The organism is Brevundimonas sp. DS20, from assembly GCF_001310255.1.
GTDB classification, from domain to species: domain Bacteria; phylum Pseudomonadota; class Alphaproteobacteria; order Caulobacterales; family Caulobacteraceae; genus Brevundimonas; species Brevundimonas aurantiaca.
The window spans coordinates 1,905,327-1,929,426 of the sequence record NZ_CP012897.1 but is presented as its reverse complement, the minus strand read 5'-3'; the positions used below and the strand labels follow the sequence as shown (position 1 = coordinate 1,929,426).

At 67.6% G+C, this 24,100-nt stretch carries 27 protein-coding genes; 16 read left to right on the top strand and 11 right to left on the bottom strand.

Annotation, left to right across the window (positions count from 1 at the left end):
- Positions 1 to 13: 13 nt before the first annotated feature.
- Both rcdA and JL11_RS09305 read right to left on the bottom strand, forming a co-directional pair.
- Positions 14 to 529 carry a protease adaptor protein RcdA gene (gene rcdA / locus JL11_RS09310; protein ID WP_224761396.1) on the bottom strand — a complete coding sequence of 172 codons (516 nt, stop codon included), beginning with the start codon at positions 527 to 529 and terminating at the stop codon, positions 14 to 16.
- Between the two features lie 104 nt (positions 530 to 633).
- Complete coding sequence (locus JL11_RS09305; protein WP_054765426.1) at positions 634 to 837, bottom strand: DUF1192 domain-containing protein; 204 nt, start codon at positions 835 to 837, stop codon at positions 634 to 636.
- A gap of 90 nt (positions 838 to 927) precedes the next feature.
- On the opposite strand from JL11_RS09305, the gene JL11_RS09300 reads away from it, so the two are divergent.
- Entirely contained in the window at positions 928 to 1,899 is a 972-nt protein-coding gene (locus JL11_RS09300; protein WP_054765425.1) for an NAD(P)H-quinone oxidoreductase, read from the top strand.
- A gap of 6 nt (positions 1,900 to 1,905) precedes the next feature.
- On the opposite strand, the gene JL11_RS09295 is transcribed toward JL11_RS09300, so the two are convergent.
- Positions 1,906 to 2,541: a beta/gamma crystallin-related protein gene (locus JL11_RS09295; RefSeq protein ID WP_054765424.1), complete on the bottom strand. Its 636-nt coding sequence runs from the start codon at positions 2,539 to 2,541 to the stop codon at positions 1,906 to 1,908.
- A 221-nt stretch (positions 2,542 to 2,762) separates the two neighbouring features.
- Between JL11_RS09295 and JL11_RS09290 the strand changes: the two genes are divergently transcribed.
- A complete protein-coding gene (locus JL11_RS09290) occupies positions 2,763 to 3,431 on the top strand; it encodes a DUF1013 domain-containing protein (protein WP_054765423.1) in 669 nt (222 codons plus the stop codon).
- Positions 3,432 to 3,598: 167 nt separating this feature from the next.
- Here the strand turns inward: JL11_RS09290 and JL11_RS09285 are convergent, their stop codons facing one another.
- Positions 3,599 to 3,772, bottom strand: a complete 174-nt coding sequence (locus JL11_RS09285) for a YdcH family protein (RefSeq protein WP_054765422.1) — start codon at positions 3,770 to 3,772, stop codon at positions 3,599 to 3,601.
- Positions 3,773 to 3,887: 115 nt separating this feature from the next.
- On the opposite strand from JL11_RS09285, the gene JL11_RS09280 reads away from it, so the two are divergent.
- The 8 genes from JL11_RS09280 to JL11_RS09245 all read left to right on the top strand — a co-directional run bounded on the left by JL11_RS09280 (position 3,888) and on the right by JL11_RS09245 (position 11,073).
- On the top strand, positions 3,888 to 4,487 hold the full coding sequence (locus tag JL11_RS09280) for a UbiX family flavin prenyltransferase (protein ID WP_054765421.1): 600 nt from the start codon (positions 3,888 to 3,890) through the stop codon (positions 4,485 to 4,487).
- On the top strand, positions 4,484 to 4,981 hold the full coding sequence (locus JL11_RS09275) for a TIGR02444 family protein (protein ID WP_082382665.1): 498 nt from the start codon (positions 4,484 to 4,486) through the stop codon (positions 4,979 to 4,981). The genes JL11_RS09280 and JL11_RS09275 overlap by 4 nt, the downstream gene beginning before the upstream one ends.
- Positions 4,982 to 5,029: 48 nt before the next feature.
- Positions 5,030 to 5,254 (top strand): YdcH family protein, encoded by a 225-nt coding sequence (locus tag JL11_RS09270; RefSeq protein ID WP_054765420.1) that lies wholly within the window; start codon positions 5,030 to 5,032, stop codon positions 5,252 to 5,254.
- A 67-nt stretch (positions 5,255 to 5,321) separates the two neighbouring features.
- Positions 5,322 to 5,942: an SAM-dependent methyltransferase gene (locus tag JL11_RS09265; protein ID WP_054765419.1), complete on the top strand. Its 621-nt coding sequence runs from the start codon at positions 5,322 to 5,324 to the stop codon at positions 5,940 to 5,942.
- A 157-nt stretch (positions 5,943 to 6,099) separates the two neighbouring features.
- Positions 6,100 to 6,732, top strand: a complete 633-nt coding sequence (locus JL11_RS17960) for a M23 family metallopeptidase (protein ID WP_054765418.1) — start codon at positions 6,100 to 6,102, stop codon at positions 6,730 to 6,732.
- 70 nt (positions 6,733 to 6,802) lie between these two features.
- Entirely contained in the window at positions 6,803 to 8,689 is a 1,887-nt protein-coding gene (locus JL11_RS09255; RefSeq protein WP_054765417.1) for a CocE/NonD family hydrolase, read from the top strand.
- Between the two features lie 75 nt (positions 8,690 to 8,764).
- Complete coding sequence (locus JL11_RS09250; protein ID WP_054765416.1) at positions 8,765 to 9,715, top strand: ABC transporter ATP-binding protein; 951 nt, start codon at positions 8,765 to 8,767, stop codon at positions 9,713 to 9,715.
- Positions 9,712 to 11,073 carry an ABC transporter permease gene (locus tag JL11_RS09245; RefSeq protein ID WP_054765415.1) on the top strand — a complete coding sequence of 454 codons (1,362 nt, stop codon included), beginning with the start codon at positions 9,712 to 9,714 and terminating at the stop codon, positions 11,071 to 11,073. Before JL11_RS09250 ends, JL11_RS09245 begins: the two co-directional genes overlap by 4 nt.
- A gap of 112 nt (positions 11,074 to 11,185) precedes the next feature.
- Here the strand turns inward: JL11_RS09245 and rpsU are convergent, their stop codons facing one another.
- A complete protein-coding gene (rpsU, locus tag JL11_RS09240) occupies positions 11,186 to 11,428 on the bottom strand; it encodes a 30S ribosomal protein S21 (protein WP_087120183.1) in 243 nt (80 codons plus the stop codon).
- Positions 11,429 to 11,616: 188 nt separating this feature from the next.
- Between rpsU and JL11_RS09235 the strand changes: the two genes are divergently transcribed.
- Positions 11,617 to 12,264 (top strand): COQ9 family protein, encoded by a 648-nt coding sequence (locus tag JL11_RS09235; protein WP_054765414.1) that lies wholly within the window; start codon positions 11,617 to 11,619, stop codon positions 12,262 to 12,264.
- Positions 12,265 to 12,317: 53 nt separating this feature from the next.
- On the opposite strand, the gene JL11_RS09230 is transcribed toward JL11_RS09235, so the two are convergent.
- The 3 genes from JL11_RS09230 to purE all read right to left on the bottom strand — a co-directional run bounded on the left by JL11_RS09230 (position 12,318) and on the right by purE (position 15,309).
- Positions 12,318 to 13,507, bottom strand: a protein-coding gene (locus JL11_RS09230) for an IS3 family transposase (RefSeq protein ID WP_156314186.1) whose coding sequence is annotated in 2 segments (ribosomal slippage) — positions 12,318 to 13,255 and positions 13,255 to 13,507 — 1,191 coding nt in all. Because the reading frame shifts where the segments join, the coding sequence is not laid out codon by codon here.
- A gap of 227 nt (positions 13,508 to 13,734) precedes the next feature.
- The gene (locus tag JL11_RS09220) at positions 13,735 to 14,817 is read right to left on the bottom strand and encodes a 5-(carboxyamino)imidazole ribonucleotide synthase (RefSeq protein ID WP_054765412.1); all 1,083 of its coding nucleotides are present in this window, start codon (positions 14,815 to 14,817) and stop codon (positions 13,735 to 13,737) included.
- Positions 14,818 to 15,309 (bottom strand): 5-(carboxyamino)imidazole ribonucleotide mutase, encoded by a 492-nt coding sequence (purE, locus tag JL11_RS09215; RefSeq protein ID WP_054765411.1) that lies wholly within the window; start codon positions 15,307 to 15,309, stop codon positions 14,818 to 14,820. It abuts the gene before it with no gap.
- Positions 15,310 to 15,487: 178 nt separating this feature from the next.
- On the opposite strand from purE, the gene JL11_RS09210 reads away from it, so the two are divergent.
- A complete protein-coding gene (locus JL11_RS09210; RefSeq protein ID WP_054765410.1) occupies positions 15,488 to 16,051 on the top strand; it encodes a GGDEF domain-containing protein in 564 nt (187 codons plus the stop codon).
- A gap of 22 nt (positions 16,052 to 16,073) precedes the next feature.
- On the opposite strand, the gene JL11_RS09205 is transcribed toward JL11_RS09210, so the two are convergent.
- From JL11_RS09205 to JL11_RS09195, 3 genes are all read right to left on the bottom strand, one after another.
- A complete protein-coding gene (locus JL11_RS09205) occupies positions 16,074 to 17,879 on the bottom strand; it encodes an autotransporter domain-containing esterase (RefSeq protein ID WP_054765409.1) in 1,806 nt (601 codons plus the stop codon).
- A 112-nt stretch (positions 17,880 to 17,991) separates the two neighbouring features.
- The gene (serA, locus tag JL11_RS18240; protein WP_054765408.1) at positions 17,992 to 19,884 is read right to left on the bottom strand and encodes a phosphoglycerate dehydrogenase; all 1,893 of its coding nucleotides are present in this window, start codon (positions 19,882 to 19,884) and stop codon (positions 17,992 to 17,994) included.
- Positions 19,885 to 20,005: 121 nt separating this feature from the next.
- Complete coding sequence (locus tag JL11_RS09195) at positions 20,006 to 20,557, bottom strand: YtxH domain-containing protein (protein ID WP_054766904.1); 552 nt, start codon at positions 20,555 to 20,557, stop codon at positions 20,006 to 20,008.
- 283 nt (positions 20,558 to 20,840) lie between these two features.
- Here JL11_RS09195 and JL11_RS09190 point away from each other — a divergent pair, with 283 nt between their 5' ends.
- The 4 genes from JL11_RS09190 (at position 20,841) to hfaB (ending at position 24,068) form a co-directional block, all read left to right on the top strand.
- Positions 20,841 to 21,764, top strand: a complete 924-nt coding sequence (locus tag JL11_RS09190; RefSeq protein ID WP_054766903.1) for an Hsp33 family molecular chaperone — start codon at positions 20,841 to 20,843, stop codon at positions 21,762 to 21,764.
- Between the two features lie 74 nt (positions 21,765 to 21,838).
- A complete protein-coding gene (locus JL11_RS09185; RefSeq protein WP_054765407.1) occupies positions 21,839 to 22,537 on the top strand; it encodes a hypothetical protein in 699 nt (232 codons plus the stop codon).
- A 59-nt stretch (positions 22,538 to 22,596) separates the two neighbouring features.
- Complete coding sequence (hfaA, locus tag JL11_RS09180) at positions 22,597 to 23,034, top strand: holdfast anchoring protein HfaA (protein ID WP_054765406.1); 438 nt, start codon at positions 22,597 to 22,599, stop codon at positions 23,032 to 23,034.
- Positions 23,035 to 23,165: 131 nt separating this feature from the next.
- On the top strand, positions 23,166 to 24,068 hold the full coding sequence (gene hfaB / locus JL11_RS09175) for a holdfast anchoring protein HfaB (RefSeq protein ID WP_054765405.1): 903 nt from the start codon (positions 23,166 to 23,168) through the stop codon (positions 24,066 to 24,068).
- The last annotated feature ends 32 nt before the right edge of the window (positions 24,069 to 24,100 follow it).

The following is a 24,100-nucleotide window of genomic DNA, read 5'->3' as shown; positions in this document are numbered from 1 at the left end:
GGCTTTAGAGGCGTCAGCCCTTGAAGGCGGCTTCCAGCAGGCCCAGCTGGCTGAGGACCGGATTCTGCGGCTGTTCCTCAGGCGCCTCCAGATACATGCGGCGGTCGAGATAGAGGGCGCGGTCGAACAGTTTTTCCGACCGGACCAGATATTCGACCAGGGCGATCGGCAGTTCCGCGTGGCTGGGCTGGCTCTCGATCTTGCGGTCGTTCAGACGATAGCGCGGCTCGCAGGCGGTCTCGGCCGTCATGTCGTTCTCGCGTACGGCCCGCTGCACCAGCAGCCAGGAGGCGATCTGCATCAGGCGCGTGGTCAGCTTCATGCTTTCGGCCGCATAGGCCAGGGCGGCCGAACGGGACAGCATCTTGGAATCGCGACGGCCCTCTCCGTCCAGATAGGCCGCCGTCTCCTCCACCAGTTCCATGCCTTCGCGGAAGGTGCGGTCGAACAGTTCGGAACGGGTGAAATCCTGCACCTTGCGAGCGCGTTCGGCCCGGGCGGCCATGTCTTGATCGTCGCTCAGGGTCATGGGGGACATCATCATGAAGGTTAGGCTTGTTCCGACTTGGGGCCACAAACGGCCCAGGCCGAAGGGTTTGCAACCGTCATGCCACGGATTTGAGACACGGGCGATCAGGGTCTAAAGCTGAACAGAGCGTCGGCGGCGCTTTTCTTGGCCTGTTTCTTCTCGATCGCTGTCTGGGCGCGAGTGATTTCGGCCGTCAGGGCGCCGATCCGCTCCTGAAGATCTTCAATCGAATAGGAGTCCAGATCCTCGCGCTCAAGAGTGGTCAGGGCCTCTCCACGCCGCGGGCGAGGCTCGAAATCGTCGAACATGGTCGTCGCCTTTCTGCGCCTGTCATGGCCGAAGTCGGCCGGAGCCCCTATCTGAACGCGCGGACTGCGACGAATGCAAGCGGAGGCGACATGCGGCTTATCCAGATCGAGGGCGGTTCGGGTTCGGCTGAGGCGCTGAAGATCGCCGAACGGGCTGATCCGACGCCCGGCCCCGGCGAGGTGGTGATCCAGGTGCGCGCGGCCGGAATCAACCGGCCCGACCTGCTGCAGCGGCGGGGCGGCTATCCGCCCCCGCCCGGCGCCTCGCCTATCCTGGGACTGGAGGTCGCGGGCGAAATCGCGGCCCTGGGCGAAGGCGTGAGCCAGTGGCGCCGGGGCGACCGGGTCTGCGCCCTGCTGGGCGGCGGAGGCTATGCCGAACAGGCGGTGGTGGACGCCCGCCACGTTCTGCCGATCCCGGAGGGCCTGTCCTTCGTTCAGGCGGCCGCCCTGCCCGAGACCGTCTTCACCGTCTTCGCCAATGTGTTCGAGGCGGGCGGGCTGAAGGCGGGCCAGACGCTGCTGATCCACGGGGCGACCAGCGGCATAGGGGTGACGGCGATCCAAATGGCCAAGGCGGCGGGCGCTGCGGTGATCGCCACCTCGCGCGGGGCGGACAAGGCGAAGGCGGCCCAGGCTTTGGGCGCCGATGTCAGCCTGGACGCCCGATCCGACGACCTGGCGGCCGCAATCGCCGAAGCGGGCGGCGTCGATGTGCTGCTGGACATGGTGGGCCGAGACTACGCCGAACTGAACCTGAAGGCGTTGAAGCCCGGCGGTCGCTGGGTGGTCATCGCATCCCTGTCCGGATCGGTGGTCGAAATCGACCTGATGCGGATCATGCTGAAGCGGCTGGTCCTGACGGGATCGACCCTTCGGAGCCGATCGGCCGATGAGAAGGCCCGGCTGACCGCCGCCGTTAAGGCGACGGTCTGGCCCTGGGTCGCCTCCGGCGCGGTGCGACCGCCGGTGCAGGCTGTCTATCCGTTGGACAAGGCCGCCGAGGCGCATGGCGCGCTGGAGGCCGGCGATCACATCGGCAAGTTCGTGCTGACGCCTTGACCGCCCTCAGCGATCCCAACGCCCCCCGCCCCGCACCGGCCGCATCGAGGAGATGCGGTCGTTGAAGCCGTCGCTCAGGAAGCGGACGTCGCCTTCGACGATGCGGCAGCGCCCCCGGAACTCGGCGTCGGTGCAGACCTCCCATCGGCCGCGAACGCGCATGGAGCTGATCCGGTCGTTGAAGGGGGTGCGGCCCAGGTTGCGGTCCTCATCGACGAACTCGCGCGAGGCGCCGCGGAAGTTGGCGTTTTCATAGACGGTGATCGAGGTCCGGCCCCATCCCCCGTTCCAGCCGCCGCCGGAGCCGCCGCCCCAGCCCCCGCCATTGTCTTCGCCGCCGTTCCATCCGCCATTCCCACCGGGATAGTCGGGACGACGATCTTCATAGTCCCCCCGCTCGCGGCCGCAGACCAGAAGGCCGTCCTGGTTGGAAATCTCTTGGTCGCCGCACCGGGCCAGTTCGATCGAGGTGCCGCGAACGCGGCCCCGCATGTCGCGGCAGTCGGCGTAGAGCCGTCCGCGGTGGGTGTAGGCCTCGGTGCAGGACCGGCTGTAGCTGCCGCGCGGGGCGACCCGCTGGGCGGTGATGTCCTGGCCGGAAGCCAGGGCGGCGGCCATGGCGGCGCCGAGCAGAATGGACATGATGGTTCTCCTCTCCCAAAGGCGAAAGCCTCGATTAAGGCGCAGGTTGCCGCCCCCCGGATGAACCGTGGCTGTACGAGAATGTCGGGCGACGTTTTCTTTTCAGGCGAATAGGCCTATATCGAAACCATAAGCGCCCGGTCGAAAGGCCGGGCGCCGTCGTATCCAACGCTGGCCGAACCCCCCTTCGGCGGCCCCCACCCTACCGGGACGAACGCCCCATGAGCGACATTCTGATGCCCAAGGCCACTGCGGTCTGGCTGGTCGACAACACCTCCCTCAGCTTCGAGCAGATCGCCGACTTCTGCGGTCTGCATCCGCTGGAAGTCCGCGGCATCGCCGACGGCGACGTGGCCCGCGACATCCGCGGCGTCGATCCCGTCACCGGCGGCCAACTGACCCGCGAAGAGCTGGACAAGGCCCAGGCCGACGAAAACTATCGCATGAAGGCGATCGTGAGCCGCCACGCCGAACTGCTGAAGTCGGCCAAGCCTGCGCCGAAATACACCCCTGTGTCGCGGCGTCAGGATCGGCCGGACGCCATCGCCTGGTTCGTGCGCAACCACCCGGAAGTGACCGACGCCCAGATCGCCAAACTGCTGGGCACGACCAAGTCCACGATCGAGAGCGTGCGCAACCGCACCCACTGGAACAGCGCCAACATCAAGCCGGTCGATCCGGTGACCCTGGGCCTGGTCGGTCAGCTGGCCCTGGACGAGATCGTCAAGAAGGCCGCCGACAAGAAGGCCAAGGACGATCTGAAGAACGGCGGCGGCACCATCCTGCCCGTGGCCGAAGAGGTCGAGGAAGAGCCGGAATTCGTTCCCGAAGCCCGCCAGCGTCCCGGCGCCGAGCCGACGGCGGAATCGGTGTTCGGCGCCAAGGATTGATCCGTCCGTCGCTCTTGGGCTTGGCCTGAGGGCCCGGCGCCGTGCGCTGACGTCTTCGCACCAGCGGCGGATCATCCGATCCTCGGGTCAAGCCCGAGGATGACGGGAATAAAAACGGCCCCGGAGAGCGGTCTCCGGGGCCGTCGTCGTCTGGGCGTGCGCGACCCTCAGTGGGCCCGCTGCTCCAGAATGGTGATCTCTTCCTTCAAGCGAAGCTTCTTCTGCTTCAATTCCTTGACCTGCAGCGTGTCCACGGACGGATGGTTGAGTTCTCGCTGGATCGTCTGATCCAGCATGCGGTGCCGATTACCCAGTTCGCGAATACGAGCCTCGATGGTCATGGCTTGCGCCTCCGTTGGTTAGGGACCAGTAGAGTGAGCGCCCGGTTCGGCAGGCTGTGGAATCACATTCCAGTGACTGCTTTTCGTCCGGGCACGACGGAGGCTGGCCCCAAAAATGGTCGATGATGTGAACGGAGCCATACGGACTGCTCCTTATCGGATGGTGGTGGGAATTTCAGGGGCGTCCGGCGCGATCTACGGCGCGCGGACGCTGGACGCGCTGAAGGATTTAGGCGTCGAGACCCATCTGGTGGTGACCAAGGCCGCCCTGCTCACATTGTCGCAGGAGACCGATCTGTCGCCCGACGACCTGACCGCCAAGGCCTCGGTCGTTCACAAACTGGCCGACCTCGGGGCGACCATCGCCTCGGGCTCCTTCAAGACCCTGGGCATGATCGTGGCCCCCTGCTCCATCAAGACGATGAGCGAGATCGCCACGGGCGTGACCTCCTCGCTTCTGACCCGCGCCGCCGACGTGACGTTGAAGGAACGGCGGCCGCTGGTGCTGATGGTGCGTGAGACGCCCTTCCATCTGGGCCATCTGCGGACGATGACGGCCCTGGCCGAAATGGGCGCGACCATCGCCCCGCCCCTGCCCGCCCTTTATGCGCGGCCGGCATCGATCCTGGAGATGGTGGACCAGTCGGTGGGGCGGACCCTGGATCTGTTCGGGCTGGACTGGAGCGCCGTGCGGCGCTGGGACGGGCTGAAGTGACCGCCGTCGAGACGCGCAGCCTGTGGGACTGGGCCGTCGCCGCCTATGGGCGACCCGGCGTCAGCGAAGCCTGCCTGGCCTTGCAGGACAGCCACGACCAGAATGTTCCCCTGCTGCTGTGGTCGGCCTGGGCCGCTGCGGCCGGCCATGAAGCCGACGCCGAGACGATCGAGGCGGCCTGCGACATCGCCCGCGCCTGGGACGGGGTGGTGGTCGCGCCGCTGCGCGCCGTTCGCCGCACCCTGAAGGCGCCCGTCCCCGACATCGAGGACGCGCCGCGCCTGGCGGTCCGCGAGAAGATCAAGGGGCTGGAGCTGGAGGCGGAACGCCATCTGCTCGCCGCCCTGGAAGCCCTGATCCACGAAGCGGACGACCACGCGCCCCGCGCGTCGCCGCGCCCTGCCTTGGAAGCCCTGGTCGCCACGGCGCGGCTCTGGGCGCCGGTGACGCCTCGCCCGGCCCTGCAGCGGCTGGCCGAAACCCTTTCCGCCTGACGGTCGTCCGACTATGTTGGCACCACCGACTGCAAGATGGACTGCACGATGAACGACGATGTGCCGGACATCACCGAAGAAGAGGCGGCGCTTCACGCCCGCGTCAAATTGCTGCGCCAGGAGCATGCCGACCTCTCGGCCTCGATCGACGCCCTGTCCGAGGCGGCTGTTCCAGACCAGCTGCTGATCGCCCGGCTGAAGCGCAAGAAGCTGGCGCTGAAGGACGAGATCGTCAAAATCGAGGATCAGATCCTGCCGGACATCATCGCCTGAGGTCCAGCGGCTTGGGTTGCGTCGAATGGTCGCAAATGATAGCCATTCGCAGGAATGGAGGCCGATCATGGCGACCTTGAGTGACGGCTGGGACGCCCGCTATGCGGCGACCGCCGACTATGTTTTCGGCACGGCGCCCAGCCAGTTCGTGGTGACGCACGCCGACCGGCTGAAGCCCCGCAGTCGGATTCTGACGCCCGCCGACGGCGAAGGCAGGAACGCCGTCTATCTCGCCCGGCTGGGCCACCAGGTGACCGCCACCGACATTTCGCCCGCCGCGCAGGACAAGGCGAGACGCCTGGCCGCGCGGGAGGGGGTCGAGGTCGATTTCCAGATTCAGGACCTTGAGGGCTGGACCTGGCCGGAAGCGGCCTATGACGCCGTGGCGGCGGTCTTCATCCAGTTCGCGCCACCCGACTTCCGTGCGGCGATCTTTGAGGGCATGAAGCGGTCGGTGAAGCCGGGCGGCCTGATCCTGTTGCACGGCTATACGCCGCGCCAGCTGGACTACGGCACCGGGGGTCCCTCCCAGGTCGAACAGCTCTACACCTCTGAACTGCTGGAGGCGGCGTTCGGCGATTTCGGGATCGAGCACTTACACGCCTATGAGGCTGATCTGGACGAAGGCGCCGGCCACAGGGGCCGTTCGGCCCTGATCGACCTGGTCGCGCGACGCCCGCTGGATTAGGCCCAGCCCCATCCCGGCCCGATCAGGGTCCAAAAGTCGCCCCAGCCTAGGAGCATAAGCGCCGCTTCCAGGAGCATGACGGTTTCGAACGCGCCCGCGCGTGTCGCTCCATGCTCCGGCTCAATCCAGAGCCTGTCCAAGCTGGAGACGCCGCCGAATGCGACGCCTGCTGACCGACGCGCCCCTGGCGCGTTGCAAAAGCCTATTGATCCACGGCGGCCAGACCGCCGCCTTTGCGACCGTGGCCCTGCTGGCCGCCGCCGCCGCCCCCGGCGTGACGCGCGAAGCGGCGCCGACAGTTGCGGCCGAGCCCGTGGCCCCGCCGGTGAAGGCTCAGGTCGAAAAGGCCGGTCCGGTGATGCGGGAGATCGGGTTTTCCGCCCCCGTGCGCGGCTATGCGATCAACTCCCCCTTCGGCCTGCGCAAGCTGGCGATCGAGGCCCGCGCCCGCGCGCACAAGGGCGTGGACATCGCCGCGCCCAAGGGAACGTCGGTCTTCACCGCTGCAGAGGGCCGGATCGTCCGCACCGGCTATGAGGCCGGGGGCTACGGCGCCTTTATCGAGGTGCGCCATCCGAACGGCCTCAGCACCCTTTACGGCCACCTCAGCCGCATTGATGTGGCCAGCGGCGATCTGGTGACGAGCGGACAGCGAATCGGCCTGGTCGGCTCGACCGGCTATTCGACAGGCCCCCATCTGCATTTCGAAGTGCGCCGCAGCGGCGCCCAGGTGAACCCGGCCAAGATCGTGGGCCGCCATTTCAAGGTGGCGGTCAAGGCGAAGGACTGATCCCGGCGAAAGATTGCCGCGCCCTTCTTTGCAGCCTAACCTTCTGCAAGCTTTTTGGAGGGGCATCATCATGAACAGAATCGTCGCCGCCGTCGTCGCGGCCGTACTGGCGGCTACGCCCGCCGTGGTCGCCGCCCAGGACTATGGCCGGTACAGCGATGCGGCCGCCCAGACCGAACTGTCCCGCATCGCCGATGTGCAGATGGCGGTCATGATGCCGATGCGCGACGGAGTCGGACTGGCCACCAACATCTATCGGCCCAAGAACGCCCAGGGCCCCCTGCCGACCGTCTTCATCCGCACTCCCTATAATGAGCTGGCCTATAACCCCCGCACCACCCGCAGCGCCCTGACCTGGGTCAGCCGCGGCTATGCCTTGGTCATCCAGAACGAGCGGGGGCGCTATTTCTCGGGCGGGGACTATCAGATCCTGGGCTATCCCCAGACCGACGGCTATGACGCCCTGAGCTGGATCGCAGCCCAGCCCTGGTCGAACGGCAAGGTCGGCACCCTGGGCTGCTCGTCCTCGGCCGAATGGCAGCTGGCGCTGGCGGCCCAGAACCATCCCGCCCATGCGGCCATGGTCCCCCAGGCGTCGGGCGCCGGAATCGGCAAGGTCGGGCGGTTCCAGGAACAGGGCAACTGGTACACCGGCGGCGTGCCGCGCAATCTTTTCTTCGTCTGGCTGTACGGTGTCGACAATCCGCTTCGCGCCCAGATCCCGGCGGAGACGGACCAGGAGACCCGCGCCCGCATCGTCCGCTACAACGACTTGGACGCCAAGAAGCCCGAGGTGAACTGGCCCAGCCAGATCCGCCATCTGCCGGTCAACGAGATGCTGAAGGACCTGGGCGAGCCCCCCGCGACCTTCGAGGAACTGATCGCCCGCACGCCCGCCGATCCGGCCTGGCGCGAGGGCGGCCTCTATCACGACGACATGGGCTGGGGCGTGCCGGCCCTGTGGTTCAACAGCTGGTACGACGTCTCCATCGGGCCGAACATGGAGCTGTTCAATCACGCTCGCTCGACCACCCAGGACCGCGAGGCGGCCGAGAACCAGTATGTGGTGGTGGGGCCGAACACTCACTGCGCCTTCGCCGGGCTGAAGGCCGGTTTCCGCTCGGGCGATCGCGACCTGGGCGACGCCAGTTTCGACGCGGACGGCCTGGTCCTGGCCTGGTTCGACCGTTGGCTGAAGGGCGAGCGCCGCGCCTTCCCCGACAGCACGCCGCACGTCCAATATTTCAACATGGGCCAGAACGAATGGCGCACCGCCGCCCAGTGGCCGCCGGCCGGCGTCCAGACCGTGCGGATGTATCTGCGATCCGGCGGAGCGGCCAACAGTCTGAACGGCGACGGCCGTCTGAGCCCCGAGGCCCCGCCGACGGGCGAACAGGCCGACCGCTATCGCTATGATCCTATGAACCCGGTCCAGACCATCGGCGGCGGCGACTGCTGCAACGGCGGGCTGGTCACGGCCGGCGCCTTTGACCAGCGTCAGATCGAGGCGCGCGACGACGTGCTGGTCTATACCTCGGACCCGCTGACCGAGCCGATGCAGGTGACGGGCTTCGTCGATGCGGTGCTGAAGGTGTCGTCATCGGCGCCCGACACCGACTTCGCGGTCAAGCTGGTGGATGTGGCGCCGGACGGGACGGCCTATATCCTGGGCGACACCATCCTGCGGGCCCGCTATCGCACCGGCTACGACCGGCCCACGCCCCTGACGCCCGGCCAGATCGCGACGGTGCAGCCCACGCCGATCACCATCAGCAACACCTTCCAGCCGGGCCACCGCATCCGGGTCGAGGTGACCAGCTCCAACTTCCCGAAATTCGTCCGCAATCTGAACACCGGCGGGCCGAACGAAAGCGAGACCCAGGGCCGGGTCGCCGACAACGCCCTGCATCACGCCGGAGACGACGCCTCCTACATCGACCTGCCCGTCCTGAAATAGGGCGACGGGGCGGAAGCGGCTGGCCTGAACCGCTTCCGCCTTGCTAGGCTGGCTGCAATCATAAGGGGAGACGGAATGACGGCTGCGTTGACGCTGGAAAGCGTGAGCAAGCGGTACGGCGGTTTCGACGCCGTGCGCGACCTGAGCTTCGAAGTGCCCAAGGGCTCGATCTGCGGCTTTCTGGGGCCGAACGGGGCGGGCAAGACCTCAACCCTGCGGATGATCCTGGGGCTGCAACCGGCGACCTCGGGCCGGATCGACATCCTGGGCGCGCCGGACGGGCGGCTGGTCCGCGACCGGATCGGCTTCCTGCCTGAGGAGCGCGGTCTCTACAAGAAGATGACCCCGGTGGAGGCCATCGCCTTCTTCGGCGCCCTGAAGGGCCTCCCCTCCCACGAAGGCAAGAAGCGCGCGAGGCAGTTGCTGGAGCAGCAGGGCCTGGGCGCGGCGCAGAAGAAGAAGATGAAGGAGTTGTCCAAGGGGATGGCTCAGAAGGTTCAGTTAATCGCCGCCGTGGTGCACCGGCCCGAGTTCGTCATCCTGGACGAGCCCTTCTCAGGCCTCGATCCGATGAACCAGCAGGGGCTGGAGGAGATGATCCGCGGCCTGGCGGCGGACGGGGCGACGGTCCTGTTCTCGACCCATGTGATGCAGCATGCCGAACGGCTGTGCGACAAGGTGGTGCTGCTGGCCAAGGGGCGTAAGGCGTTCGAAGGCACGGTCGAGGAGGCCAAGGCCACCTCCCCCCGCGTCCTGGACCTGGAAGGCGCCATCTCGCCCGAGGCGGCCGGCGCCCTGCCCGGCGTGGCGGGGGTCGAGACCCTGTCCGATCAGGACGGGGTGCGCCGACTGAAGATCGTGCTGGCGGCCGGCGCGGGGGGCCAAGACACGCTGAAGGCCGCCTTCCTGAGCGGGCTGGACGTCCGGGGCTTCGCCCTGAAGGAACCGACCCTGCATGACGCCTTCATCGGCCTGACCGGCGACAATCCCGATCAACCCGCCGTCCGCGCGGAGGCGGTCCAATGAAACGCACCCTGCTGATCGCCCGCCGCGAATATGTCGCCTACGCCAAGACCGTGGGCTTTTGGCTGTCGCTTCTGGCCTTTCCGATGTTCGCCGTCCTGGGCGGGGGCATCCCCCTGCTGATCCGCTCGGCGGAACCGATCAAGGTAGTGACGGTGATCGAGGACGGTCCGGCGGCGACCGGCCTGGCCGCCGAGGTGCGCGCCGCCCTTCAGGAAGAGAAGGACCGTCTGGCGGAGCGGGTGCAGGAAGCAGCCCAGAAGGGCCAGGCCGCGGCCGGCCGCGCCGCCGCCTCCATCAGCGGTCCGAAGATGCGGCTGATCGACGCCCCGCCCGCCCTCACCGTCGCGGCGCCCGGCGCCGCACGTGAGGCGGCCTTGCGCGAGGTGCTGGACAAGGATGCGTCCAAGGACCGGCGCGTGGACGCCGTGGTCTTCTTGAGCCGCGTCGACGGCAAGCCCCAGGCCCAGGTCTGGACCGCGCGGGCCATGGACAATGACGTCGCCGACTTCGTCCGCAACGCCCTGCGGACCGGCTATCGCGACCAGGCCCTGACCGCTGCAGGCGTCGCCCCGTCCCTGGTCGAGCAGATCGAATCCTTCAAGCCCGAGGTGAAGGCCTTTTCGCCCAACGCCGCCAGCGGGGGCGAGGTGTCGATGCGTGATCGAATTCCGGCCTTCATCGGCCTGGGCGCCGGCTTCCTGCTGTGGTCGCTGGTGATCACCGGCGCCTCCATCCTGCTGAACAGCGTGATGGAGGAGAAGTCGAACAAGATTCTGGAGGTGCTGCTGTCCTCGGCCTCCGCCTCGGAAATCCTGACGGGCAAGGTTCTGGGGGTGGCGATGCTGACCTTGACCGTGCTGGCGGTCTGGGCGGGAATCGGAACCTCGGTCCTGACGTCGGCCTCGCCCGATACGGCGGCGACGATCGGCCAGGTGCTGTTGGACGGCGGCCTGGTCTTCTATTTCATCGCCTATATGGTCGGCGGCTACCTGATGTACGCCGTGCTGTTCGCGGCCATCGGCGCCTTCTGCGAGACGCCGCGCGACGCCCAGACCCTGATGGGGCCGATCATGATGATCCTGGTCGTGCCGATCCTGGTCATGCAGATGGCCCTGACCAGCCCCGATGCGCCGGTGGTGAAGGTCCTGTCGTGGATTCCCTTCTTCACCCCCTTCCTGATGAGCGCGCGTGCGCCCAGCGATCCGCCCCTGATCGAGGTCATTCTGACCTTGATCGGCATGTTCGCCACCGCCGCCCTGATGGTCTGGATCGCCGGCCGCGCCTTCCGCGCCGGAGCCCTGTCAGACGTGAAGCTGAGCTGGAAGACGTTCGGACGGGCGGTGACGGGACGGGGATGAGGCGCCGCCTCCTCTCCGCCTCGCACCACGGAGGCGACAAGAAAAAGGCCGCTTCCCGAAGGAAGCGGCCTTTGATCTTTCGGCCTACGCCTGAGCCCTTTCGGGCTGAGCCTTAGCGGCCGCCGGGGACGCGCGGCTTGGGCGCGGGCAGCAGGCCCTCGCGTTGGGCGCGCTTGCGGGCCAGCTTGCGGGCGCGACGGACGGCCTCGGCCTTTTGGCGGGCGCGCTTTTCCGACGGCTTTTCATAGTGCACGTGGCGCTTCATTTCACGGAAGCTGCCTTCGCGCTGCATCTTCTTCTTGAGGGCTTTCAGCGCTTGATCGACGTTGTTGTCGCGGACGAAAATCTGAACCAGGGGTATCTCTCCTTTGGCCGCCCGCCGCGTCCTTTCGAAGGGAGACGGGCAGACAAATAAAATCCTCTCCCGGGAGCGAGGCTCTCGGATGAAGGCGGGCTGATACACGAGCCCGCCGCGTCTGTCCAGTTCGTCGCAACCATTCTTCCAGGCTCGAAACCCCGAAAAGACGGGCGTATGATCCGCCCATGACACAGACCGACGATTGGGCCGATCAGACCGAACAGACCGTGCTGGACGCCGCCGTCGCCCGCGCCCCCGCCCTGGGCTGGAACGCCCGGCTGGTCCGGGAGGCGTGCGAAGCCTGCGGCCTGTCGCTGGGGGATGAGGAACTGCTGCTGCCCAACGGCGCGCGGGATCTGGCGGCCCTGCTGTCGCGCCGCCACGACGCGCGCGCCCTGGAGGCCCTGGTCGCCGTCGATCCCAAGTCGCTGAAGATTCGCGAGCGAATCGCCCGCGCCGTGTCCGAACGGATGGAGGCGGGCGCGGCCGACCTGGAGGCGACGCGCCGCTGCGCCGCCTTCCTGGCCCTGCCCGTCAATGCCGATCTGGGGCTGAAGCTGGCGTGGGAGACGGCGGACCAAATGTGGCGCTGGGCTGGGGATGAATCGACCGACTGGAACCATTATTCGAAGCGGACCATCCTGTCGGGCATACTGATTCCCGCCCTGACGATGCGCTGGTTCGACGGCCGCGAGGCGGCGGAAGCCTTTGTCGCTCGCCGCATCGAAAACGTCATGGCCTTCGAAAAGTGGAAGGCTGGCAAGGATTTCGAGGCGCCGTTCCGCAAGGTGACGGATTTGCTGAGTCGCATCCGGTATGGGGCGCGGGGTTAGGCGCTTCTTCTTTCGTCATCCTCCGGCAAGCCGCCTGACGTGACCCCCGTTTCTCATCCAGCCATAACGAGAGTCCTGGGTTGATCTGAGCTGGGGTTGTCGGGGTTTGCAAGAGGCCGGTCAGCGCAGCCCCCAACCAGCGCAGCGGACCGGCCGATCTGTCCACTGAGCGCTTCTGCATAAGCCTGCGGCGTCAGCCACCCGAGCTTCGAGTGCGGACGCCGCTCGTTGTAGTCGCGCCGCCAGGCTTCCAGCACCGCGCGGGCGTGCGGCAGGGATCGGAACAGCGTCTCGTTCAGCAGCTCGTCACGCAGGCGTCCGTTGAAGCTCTCGTTGAAGCCGTTCTGCTGGGGCTTGCCGGGCGCGATGTAATGCCAGCCGACGCCGGTGTCGTCGGCCCAGGCCAGGACCGCGTTCGAGGTGTATTCCGTCCCGTTGTCGCTGACGATGGTGTCGGGCCGGCCCCGCTGCCGAATGACGGCGTCCAACTCCCGCACGACCCGCGCGCCCGACAGCGAGGTGTCGGCCACCAGCGCCAGGCATTCGCGGGTGCAGTTATCGATCACCGTCAGGATGCGGAAGCGCCGCCCGTCCGTCATCTGGTCGGCGACGAAGTCCAGCGACCAGCGCTGGTTGGCCACCAGCGGCAGGTCCAGTGGTCGCCGCATGCCCATCGCTCGCTTCCGACCGCCGCGCCGGCGCACCGTCAGTCGCTCCTCGCGATAGATCCGCTGAACCCTCTTCCTGTTGACCGCATGGCCTTCGCGTCGCAGCAGGACGTGCAGGCGGCGATAGCCGAACCGGCGACGCTCCTGGGCGAGGGCCTTCAGCCGGTCGCGCAGGGCGCCGTCGTCCGGGCGCGTCGCCTGATAGCGCACGCTCGTCCGATCGACGCCCAGGACACGGCACGCCCGCCGTTCGCTCATCTCGTAGGCAGCCTGCAGATGACCAGCCGCCTCGCGCCAACCGGCGGGCGTCACCACTTTTTTCCCAGCAGGTCCTTCAGCGCCACGTTGTCCAGCATCGCGTCCGCCAGCATCCGCTTCAGCCGGGCATTCTCATCCTCGAGCGCCTTCAGCCGCCGAGCCTCCGACACGTCGAGCCCGCCGAACTTGGCCTTCCACTTGTAAAAGGTCGCAGAGCTGACCCCGTGCCGCCGGCACACCTCCGCCGTCGCCACACCGGCCTCCTGCTCCCGCAGGATCCCGATGATCTGCTCTTCTGTGAACCTTGATCGCTTCATTCTGTCCGTCCTTCGTTGGGCGGACTCTAGCTATTCCTGGCGGAGTTTCAGGGGATCACGTCACGCCTCTTCGCGGCGCAGACCGGGGGACCCAGCGGCGCCGAAGGCGATGTGTTAGCCGCAGGCTGCTTTTTGGCGCTCGTGTCCGGGAAAAGGTTCGCGCTCTCGCGCGCCGCTGGGTCCCCCGCTCTCGCTACGCTCGCCGGAGGATGACGAAAGTGAGGAGGTCAGACCGTCCCCAACACCCGGTTCACATGGGCCATCTTGCGGCCCGGTCGAGCCTCGGCCTTGCCGTAGAGGTGCAGCCGTTCGTCGGCCTTGGCGGACAGGGCGCGCCATTGATCGACCTCGTCGCCCAGCAGATTCTTCATCTCGATCCGGGCATGGGCCGCCGTGGGGCCGAGGGGCCAGCCGGCCACCGCGCGGATATGCTGTTCGAACTGGTCACAGACGCAGCCGTCCTGAGTCCAGTGGCCGGTATTGTGGACGCGCGGGGCGATCTCATTGACCAGCAGAACGTCGTCTCCGAGGTCGAACAGCTCGACCCCGATCACGCCGACATAGTCCAGGCCGTCCAGGATCGCCTCGGCGATGGCGCGGGCGCGCACCTGGGTCTTTTCGTCGACGGCGGCGGGGGCCAGGGTCGTGCGCAGCACCCCGCCCTCGTGCCGGTTCTCGCCCAAGGGATAGACCGCCATATGACCGTCCCAGTCGCGCGCGGCGATGACCGACAGTTCGCGCACGAAGGTCGCCCTGGCCTCCAGGATCGCCGGACGGCCGCCCAGGCTTTCCAATGCGGCGGGCGCGTCCTCGATCGCGTGAATCCAGACCTGGCCCTTGCCGTCATAGCCTTCGCGGCGGGTCTTCAGCAGGGCGGGCAGGCCCAGCTCCGTCAGGCCGACGACCAGGTCGTCCAGCGTATCGACCACGGCGAAATCCACCGTCGGGGCGCCGACGGCGTTCAGGAAGGTCTTTTCGTCCACCCGGTCCTGCGACACGCGAAGCGCCGTCGGCCCCGGCGCGACCAGGGCGCCGGCCTCGGCCAGCCGCTCGATGGAGGCGGCCGGCACATTCTCGAACTCGAAGGTCACGACGTCGGCGGCGCGGCCGAGCGCCGTCAGGGCCTCGGGATCGTCATAGGCGGCGACGATCTGGCTATGGGACACGCGGCCCGCAGGGCTGTTCGGTTCCGGATCCAGGATCACGACGTCGAAGCCCAGGCGCGAGGCGGCCTGGCTCAGCATCCGACCCAGCTGTCCTCCGCCGAGGATGCCGAGGGTGGAGCCTGGGGGAAGCGGAAGCTGGGGCACTCAGTCCTCGACGGTTTCGGCGACGGAATCGGTCAGGGCGGCCCGGAAGGCGGCGAGGCGCTGGGCCAGGGCTTCATCCGACAGGGCCAGGATCTGGGCAGCGAGGATGCCGGCGTTGGCGGCGCCCGCCTCGCCGATGGCCAATGTGGCGACCGGGACGCCGGCCGGCATCTGCACGATCGACAGCAGACTATCCATGCCCTTCAGGGCCTTGGACTGAACCGGGACGCCCAGCACCGGCAGGTCCGTCATCGAGGCGGCCATGCCCGGCAGATGGGCGGCGCCCCCGGCTCCGGCGATAATGACCTTGAAGCCCGCCACCTTGGCGCCGGTGGAGAACTCGACCAGTCGCTGCGGGGTGCGGTGGGCGCTGACGACCTTGGCCGTCCAGGCGACGCCCAGCTGATCCAGCTTGTCGGCGGCCAGCTTCATCGTCGGCCAGTCCGAACGGCTGCCCATGATGATCGCCACCGGCGTTGCGGAAGTCGCCATAGTTCAAGGCCCCTCGCGGAAAGGCGCCCGTTACAGCACACGGGGCGCCGCCGCAACCGAACAGCGCCGGTTCATCGCCGGAATCCGCGCCCCGCCGCCTTCAATCTCTGCCGTCCAGCCTCTAACATCGACCTATCGCGCGTCCGTCTGAGTCGCGCCGCCGGAGCCTGCCTGCGCCGTGACCGACGTGGCCGAACACGACCTGACCGCCGAGATCGCGCGCTTGCGCGCCGAGCTGGACGCCTGGAAACAGCGCGCGGCGGCGGCCGAGGCGGCGGCCGATCACGACGTCCTGACCCCGGCCCTGAACCGTCGCGGCTTCGTCGCCGCCCTACAAAGGGCCATGGCCTATTGCCAGCGGCATGAGGTGCCGGCAGTTCTGCTTTATCTGGATATGGATGGGTTCAAGGGGGTGAACGACCGCCTGGGTCACGCCGCCGGGGATGCGGCGCTGGTGGCCGTTGCGCGGATGATGATCGGCCATCTGCGGGAATCCGACGCCGTGGGCCGCCTGGGCGGTGACGAATTCGCCCTCTTGATGCTGAACGCCGGCCAGGAAGACGGGCGGGCCAAGGCGCGACAGCTGGCCGAGGCTCTGGAGACCGAAGGCTTCGTCTGGAACGGCGAACGCACCCCCCTGGGGGGCTCTTTCGGGGTCCGCGCCTGGGACGGCCATACGGACGCCGAGGTCTGGCTGACCGAGGCCGACGCCGCCATGTGGGTGCGCAAGAAGGGGCGCTGAGGCCCCTTCCCCGCCTTCCGTCCTACAGGGGCAGGCGCAGCTGGACGCCGCCCATATGGCTGTCGGCGTGTTCGCCGTAGCGACCACGATAGGCCACCGACACCTTCACAGGGCCGACCGAGCCCTCGACCCCCGCCGAGGCCAGGAACTGGCCGCCGAAGGGTTCCTCCACCTCACGCTCCAGCACCTGGGCCGGATTATTGTACAGGCCGACGCGGACCGGATCCGAACTGTCGTCCAGGGCGTCGCGATAGCCGCCCTCGGCGAACAGGGCGAAACGGCCCATCTCCGCCTCGGCCCGCAAAGCGACCTCGCCGCTGATCGCCTTCATCTCGCGGTCTTCGTACTGGTACTGGGCGGCGACGCCCTGCTCCCAATAGCCGTCGACGTCGCTGGTCGCCCAGGTGACGGCGGCGCGAGGCGACAGGGCCAGCCCCCCCATCTCGAACCACATCCCGCCCTGCAAACGCGCGCCGGTGCTGAGAGCGCGCGTCTCGGCTGTATGGACGATCGGCGCCAGGCTGGTGGTGCGTTCGATGTCGTCGATATTGTCGCGCGCCACCCCGACCGCCGCATTGACGAACAGGTCGCCCGAGCGCCAGCCGCCGTACAGGTCCAGGCCGAAACTTTCGACGCTGAAGGTCAAGGCCTGGCTTTCGACGTCGCTGGTGCGGGCCGTCCCGGCCATGCCAAAACGCCAATGTTCCGACGGACCGGCTTCCAGGGCGATGCGAGCACCCCAGCCGTCGCTGGAAGAATCGGTGACCGAGCCGCGCGCATCCGTCTCGACGCTGTCGACCATGGCCGAGGCGGTGATCGCCACGCCCGCCTCCCAGGCCTCGCGCCCGGACAGGGCCTCGCTGGCGGCGTCCAGCGCGTCTTCACGGTGCCGGAAGGCGGTCTCCCCCTGCAAGGCCGCCTGGGCGCCGATGTCGCCGTAATAGAGGTAGTCGGTCGCCAGCCGGGCGATGATCTGGTGCCCCGTCGCGGTCGGATGCACCCCGTCGAAGTAGAAGTAGCTGGCGGGGTTCGAACAGACCGTCACCCCGTTGAAACAGGCCTGGGTGACGTTGGTCACACCGAATTGGCCGGGATTGGCCGCCAAGGTGTCGCCGATCTTGAACAGGTCCATCATGATGATGTTGCTGCCTGGACGGGCGGCCGCCGTTGCGGTCAGGCCCGTTTGCAGGGCGGTGTTGAAGGTGGTCACCGCATAATCCGCCAAGGGCGCCGCTGTCGTGCCTCGGAACTGGGGCGTCAGGCTGAGTTTGGGCAGGTTGGTGACCAGTATGGTCCCCGCGCCTGCTCCGGCCACGCTGTTGACCAGGCTGTTGACGTTGGCCGCCGCGCCGGTCGCGACCGGGGTGATGGCGGCGACCGGGCTGGAGGAGGCGCCGGCGGCAGGCAGACCCTGGAAGATGTCATTGGCGCCGCCCAGGACGCTGACCAGGTCATTGGCCCCGAAGGTTCCGCCGCGGCTGGTGTAGGCGGCCAACTGGGTCAGCATGCCTGGCGGCGGGCCGGCCGACGAATCGGTACGGGCGCCGCCGAAGGCGTAGTTGATGCTGCCGCTGACCGACCCGTTGAAGTTGACGGCGTTGAAGCCCAGCAACTCCGTAAAGACCGGGCCGGTGGAGAACCGGCCTTGATAATAGGGCGGCGACGGCGGCTGCGTGCCGCCCGAGGCCAGATAGAGATTGCCGTTGTCGCTGAGGCTGTCGCCGAAGACGACCAGGCGATTATAGGTCTGGGCCGAGGCCGAACCGGCGAAGGCGCAGGCGACGAGCGCCAGGGCCGCGGCGGCGGCGCCGTTGAGATAGCGTGACATATGTTCCTCCCACAGCCGTCTGTGTCGCGGCCGTTAAGCCGGAGGATGCGCCACTCTGCGAAGAGCGCAAGATGCCGTTACGTCAGCATCCGGCAGAATATGTCGGAGACGCCTAATGCAGGGTGCGGAACTTCAGCGTGCCGGGCACCGTCTTCAGCGTCCGCAGCGCCTCGGGATCATAGTCGCGGTCCACGTCGGTGATGACATAGCCGGTGCGCTCGTCCGTCTTCAGATGCTGCCCCAGGATGTTGAGCCCCGCCGCCGCCAGGGCCCGGTTCAGCTCGGCCAGGACGCCCGGCTGGTTCCTGTGGATGTGCAGGATGCGGTGCGCGCCGGAGACCTCGGCCAGTTGCACGTTCGGCAGATTGACGCTGAAGGTGGTGTCGCCCCGGTTCAGATAGCCCAGCAGACGCTCGGCCGCGAACTCGGCGATGGCTTCCTGGGCCTCCTCGGTCGAACCGCCGATGTGCGGCGTCAGGATCATGTTCTTCAGCCCCTGAAGCGGGCTTTCGAATGGGTCGGAATTGGTGCGCGGTTCTTCCGGGAAGACATCGACCGCGGCCCCGGCGATCCGGCCGGACCCCATGGCCTGGGCCAGGGCGCCGACATCGACCACATGGCCGCGCGACAGGTTCAGGAACAGCGCGCCCTCCTTCATCCGGGCGAACTGGGCCGCGCCGAAGATGTTGGAATTCTCACGCCGCCCGTCAACGTGCAGGGTCACCACGTCGCTCTCGGCCAATAGGGCGTCCAGCGACCGCATGCGCCGGGCGTTGCCCAGGGCGAGCCGTTCCGACAGGTCGTAGAACAGCACCCGCATGCCCAGGTTCTCGGCCAGCACCGACAGCTGGCTGCCGATGGCGCCGTAACCGACGATGCCCAGGGTCTTGCCGCGCAGCTCTTTCGATCCGGTCGCCGACTTGTTCCATTTTCCGACGTGCATGGCCGCAGACTTGTCGGGCACGTCGCGCATCAGGACGATCATCAGGCCGACGGCCAATTCAACGACCGAGCGGGTGTTCGAATAGGGGGCGTTGAACACCGCCACCCCGTGATCGGCGGCGGCCTCCAGATCGATCTGGTTGGTGCCGATGCAGAAGGCGGCGACGGCCATCAGCCGATCGGCCTCCTCCAGCACCCGGCGGCTGACCGTGGTCTTGGAGCGGATGCCCAACACGTGCACGCCCTTGATGGCGGCGATCAGATCGTCCTCGTCCAGGGCGCCCTTCATGGTCTCGACGGAATAGCCCGCCTCCTCCAGCCGCTCGACGGCGACGGGGTGGATGTTCTCCAGCAGCAGCATCTTCATCCGGCTGCGCGGAAAGGACCAGCGGCCGGACAGGCCCTCGGCGTGCAGCACCTCGTCCAGAGAAGCGGCTTCGGCGTCGGCGACCTCGATCACCGACGGACGACGCGCGACCTCGGTGAAGGCGTAGAAGGCGTCCGCCGCGCCGGCCAGCTTGACCTCGGCGTCGTTCCAGCCGTCGCCGACCATGACCACGCGACCCGACAGATTCAGGGCGTGGATCACGGCCGGCTTGCCGTCGGCGTGGGACAGGGGATTGGCGTCGTCGACGCCCGTGACCCGCCCGTCCGCGCCATAGATCAGGTCGTTGCACAGCACCCGGTCGGGCGAAACGCCCAGCAGTTCGGCCACCGGCGCGATCACCTCGCGGAAGCCGCCGGACAGAATGACCACCCTGCCCTTGTGCTGCTGGAAGAAGTTCAGATTGCGCCGCACCGAGGCGGTCAGCCGGTCGGGCGCGCGCTCCGCCAGGGACTGCACATGGTCGCGGGTCAGGGGCAGCAGGGCCAGACGCCGACGCAGCGCCTCCCCAAAGGCCAGGTCGCCCGCCATGGCCTGATCGGTCAGGGCGGCGATTTCGGCCCGCGTCGCCTCAGCCTGGGGCGAGTCCGCCAAGGCAATGTCGGCCAAGGCTTCCAGGGTCTCGAAATCGACCAGGGTCGAATCAAAGTCGAAGATCAGGGTGGGGCGCGCAGTCATGGGCCGCGTCTTAGCCGCCTTCGCGCCTGCGGCAAAGCCGAGGCGTGCTGAAGAAGGCGATCAGTTGCGCTTAATCCTTGCCGCCCGCCGCGATATTCCAAGCCGCGGGCGGCAAGAAATCTCAGAACCGGGCGATACGGCGCACGCGGCTGTCCGGCCGGCGGCTTTCCAGAACGACGGCGCCGATCGCAGCCGCAAGGGTCGCGACGGCGAGCAAGGCCCCGCCCTCCCGTGCATGATCCCGGGCGTAGGCGCCGGCTTCATCGGCGTAGTGACGCGCCTTCTTGCCCTGTTTCTTCAGCGCCTTCTTGGAGCCCTTGCGAGTTGCGTGGAACCAGCCGTCGGCGCGGGCGCGGGCGTAACGGGCGCCGTCGGCGGCCCGGTGACGCGCTTCGCGCGACCATTCGCCGGCGCGCTCGCCGGCCCATTCCCCGGCGTCTTCGGCCCGGTGGCGGAAAGCGTCCACGGCGTCATGCAACCGGTCGCGGAGATCGGCCGTATCGACCCAGGCGCGGGGATTCATCCGCATCTTGATCCGCTCATAGCGGGTCGGGCCGCTGCGCTGCGACAGATAGATGGCCAGACCGGCGCCGACCAGAAGGGCGGCCAGGGTCCCGGCGCTGACGCCCGGATGTTTGCGGACTTCGTCCAAGGCGTTGAAGTTACGAACCATAGGATAGTGAACCTCTTCATCCAGACCGTTCGCGGTCGGGTCACGGCGCCCGCCGTCGTTCGGCCGATAGGCGGAACGGCGGTTCCGCATCAGCGAAGGAGCGAACCGCGCCAAAAACGGTTCCGCCCCACCCGACCGGGTCAGATAGAAAGATGCCTGGCTTGGGCGCAGGCGCAAGCCCTTGAGGCGCGGCCGGCGGGATGTTGGGGGCGCCTCTTACCAAGCCGGTCTCGGGCGCCTAAATAGCCCCGATCCCGAAATGACGCCTTCCAAGGACCTTGCCGTGACCGATCACGCGCCCCAATCCGCTGTTTCCGACGACCTGGCCGCCGCCTTCCAGATCGAGGGCTGGCCCGTGCGCGGTCGCCTGGTTCGGCTGGGCGCGGCGATCGACACCATACTGGCCGCCCACGCCTATCCTGAGCCGGTCGCCGCCCTGCTGGGCGAAGCCTGCGCCCTGGCGGCCCTGATCGGCTCCAGCCTGAAGTTCGAAGGCCGGCTCCTGGTCCAGGCCCAGGGCGACGGGCCGGTGCGCTATGTCGTCGCCGACTATGGCACGGACGGCTCTCTGCGGGGCTATTGCCGCTATGACGAGGACGAGGTGGCGGCGGCCTCTCAGGGCTTCGCGCGGCCGGGCGCCCGGACCCTGCTGGGTCAGGGCGTTTTCATCATGACCCTGGACCGCGGTCCTGATTTCGAACGAACGCAAGGCATCACCCCGATCGAGGGCGAGAGCCTGTCTCTGTGCGCCGAACACTATTTCCAGCAGTCAGAACAGGTGCCGACCAAGGTGCGCCTAGCCGTCGGCTCGGTCCAGACCGGCGCCGGGGTCCAGTGGCGCGCCGGCGGGGCGATGATCCAGATCATCGCCGGCGACGAGACGCGCGGCTCGACCGAGGAAGTCTGGGACCGCACCCGCGCCCTGTTCGGCACCCTGGCCGACGACGAACTGATCGACCCCACCATCACGCCCGAAACCCTGCTGTTCCGCCTGTTCCACGAGGACGGGGTCCGGCTGGAGGGTGCGCGACCGCTGACGGCCGTCTGTCGGTGTTCCAAGGACCGCATCGCCTCGGTCCTGGCCTCCTTCGACCCGGCCGAACGGGCCGAAATGATCGAGGACGACGGGCGTATCCACGTCACCTGCGAATATTGCGCCACGGTCTACGCCTTGGAACCGGACGAGGTGGTGGCGGCCCAGATCTGATCGGGCATTCAGGCATGGTGTTTGCGACCTGGGGGACGGAGGACCGTCCCTCTGACCGAATTCGAGACATCGCCATGAAAACCGCCATCGCCGCCGCCGCCGCACTGGCCGCTCTGAGCGTCGCGCCTGTCGCCTTCGCCCAGACCGCCACCACGACCACCACCAGCAACACCTGCCGCCCCACCGACCCCTGCTATGACGCAGTCTGGAGCAAGTCGATCGCCAACACCCAGCGCATCGACGGCACGAACTCGATCTTGAACGCCACGGTCAACACCACAATCGGTCACGCCGCCGACACCGTCACCGCCGCCGCCACCTCCATCGGCAACAACTTCAAGGCCGAGGGCCGGTCGGTCGAATCCCTGTCTTCGAACCAAGTCTTCCAAGGCGAGGCCTACGCTACGCTGAACGCCAAGATCGGCGACGCGGCCTCGGACGTCACCCTGAACTCCAGCGCCATCGCCAACAACACGTCGGTGGACGTGGCGCAGGCGGGCCGCATCGATCTGAACCAGCAAATCCTGAACCGCGATCCGTCGGCCGTGGTCAACGCCGAGCTGGGTTCGGTCGGCGGCGATCTGACCGTCAGCGCCATCGCCGGCGGCAACATCGCCAATGTGACCGCCGACGTGGCCAACCTGTCCTCCAACCAGTTCGCCCACGCCGCGCCTCTGAACGCCGTGACGAACCTGTCGGTCGGCGCCGTCTCCGGCAAGATCGACGCCGCCGCCACGTCGATCGGCAACAGCCTGACCGTCAAGGGCTTCTGATCCTACGGCGGGACGCGGCCGCGGTCGCGTCCCGCCACAGATCAGGCGAGGAGACTTAAATGAGACACCGGCTGCTTGCGCTCTTCGTTCTGAGCCTTCTCGCCGCTGCAAGCGCGGTTCAGGCCCAGTCCAGCGTCGCCCAGATGGAGGCCGGATACGGTGGGGCCCGCCGCACCCTGTCCACCGCCTTCAATCCGTCCACCCGTGATGCGAACAACAACCGCGTCATCATGAACGGGGTGATCCAGGACGGTCAGGGCGGAAGCCAGATCAACGTCAACGCCAACGGCCAGACCTCCGGGGCGGACTTCTTCCGCTCCGGCGCAGACAGCTTCACGGCGGGGGCCCTGACCGCCAGTTCGACGGCGATCGGCAATCAGATCAACGTCAACGTCAACGGTTCCTGGAACACGGTGGTGCTGGATTCGACACAGATCAACAACGCCCCGATCAATGCGACCACCACAGTGACCGGACGCAACACGACCGGACAATAGGTCTTCGATCAGGGAAGGCTGGACGCCCGTCGGTTCGCCGACGGGCGTTTTCGTTTTCCGGGCGAATTTCCCGCTGGCCCGAACGGTGCGTTTCAACCGTCGAGAGACCTAAGACTGTTCAGGAACGACACATGTCGCCGATCGCCCTTCGCGCCGCCGCGCTCGTTATCGCCGCTGGTCTGGGACTGACGCCCGGCCTGGCGTCGGCTGAGACGCGCCAGAACTATGTCCCGCCGATCGGCGACGCCCCTGTCACCTCCAATCCGACTCCTTATACACCTGCCTTGACCTGCCTGGCGGAACGTGCGGCGGGGCGCCCGGCCCCGCGCATCTCGGTCGGCCGGATTTCCGACCTGACGGGGCGCGTGGATTTCGACACTGGCGCCAAAATCCCGCAGGGCGCGGCCCTGTTCGCCATCACCGCCCTGGGTAAGGCGGGCGTTCCCGTTGTCGAACGGCTGGACAATTCCGTCGCGGAGATCGAGCTGAACTACGCCCGCCAACATCTGTTGTCGGACACCCCCGAACGGGCGGGCTCCGATCCACAGAACTTCCGCCCCATCTATGCGGGCCAGATCGCCGGGTCGCAGTACTACATCGTCGGCGGCGTCACCGAGCTGAACTACAATATCGCCTCCTCCGGTCTGAAGGCCACGGTCGGAGAGGCGGCCGCAGCCGGGGTGCGGGGCACGGCGTCCACGACCGGCTATGTGATGAACGTCGCCGTCGATTTGCGCCTGGTGGACACCCGCACACAGCAGGTGATCGACATGGCCTCTTTCCAGAAACAGGTGACTGGGCGCGACGCCAGCCTGGGGGTGGTCGGGACGGTCGGAGACTACGGCGCCAATCTGAACGGCGGACGCGGCGCCATGGAGCCTTTGCAAGCGGCGGTGCGCACGCTCGTCGAGCGGGGCGTATTTCAGCTGATCGCCAATCTTCAGGGCGGGAACGCGACCGCCGACTGTCTGAACCCGGCCGCCAATCCGTCCGGTCCGACGCTGCCGACCTACGCCGCCCTGCCCGGCTCCTGACGCTTTCCTGAATCTTCACGGATTTGGGGCAT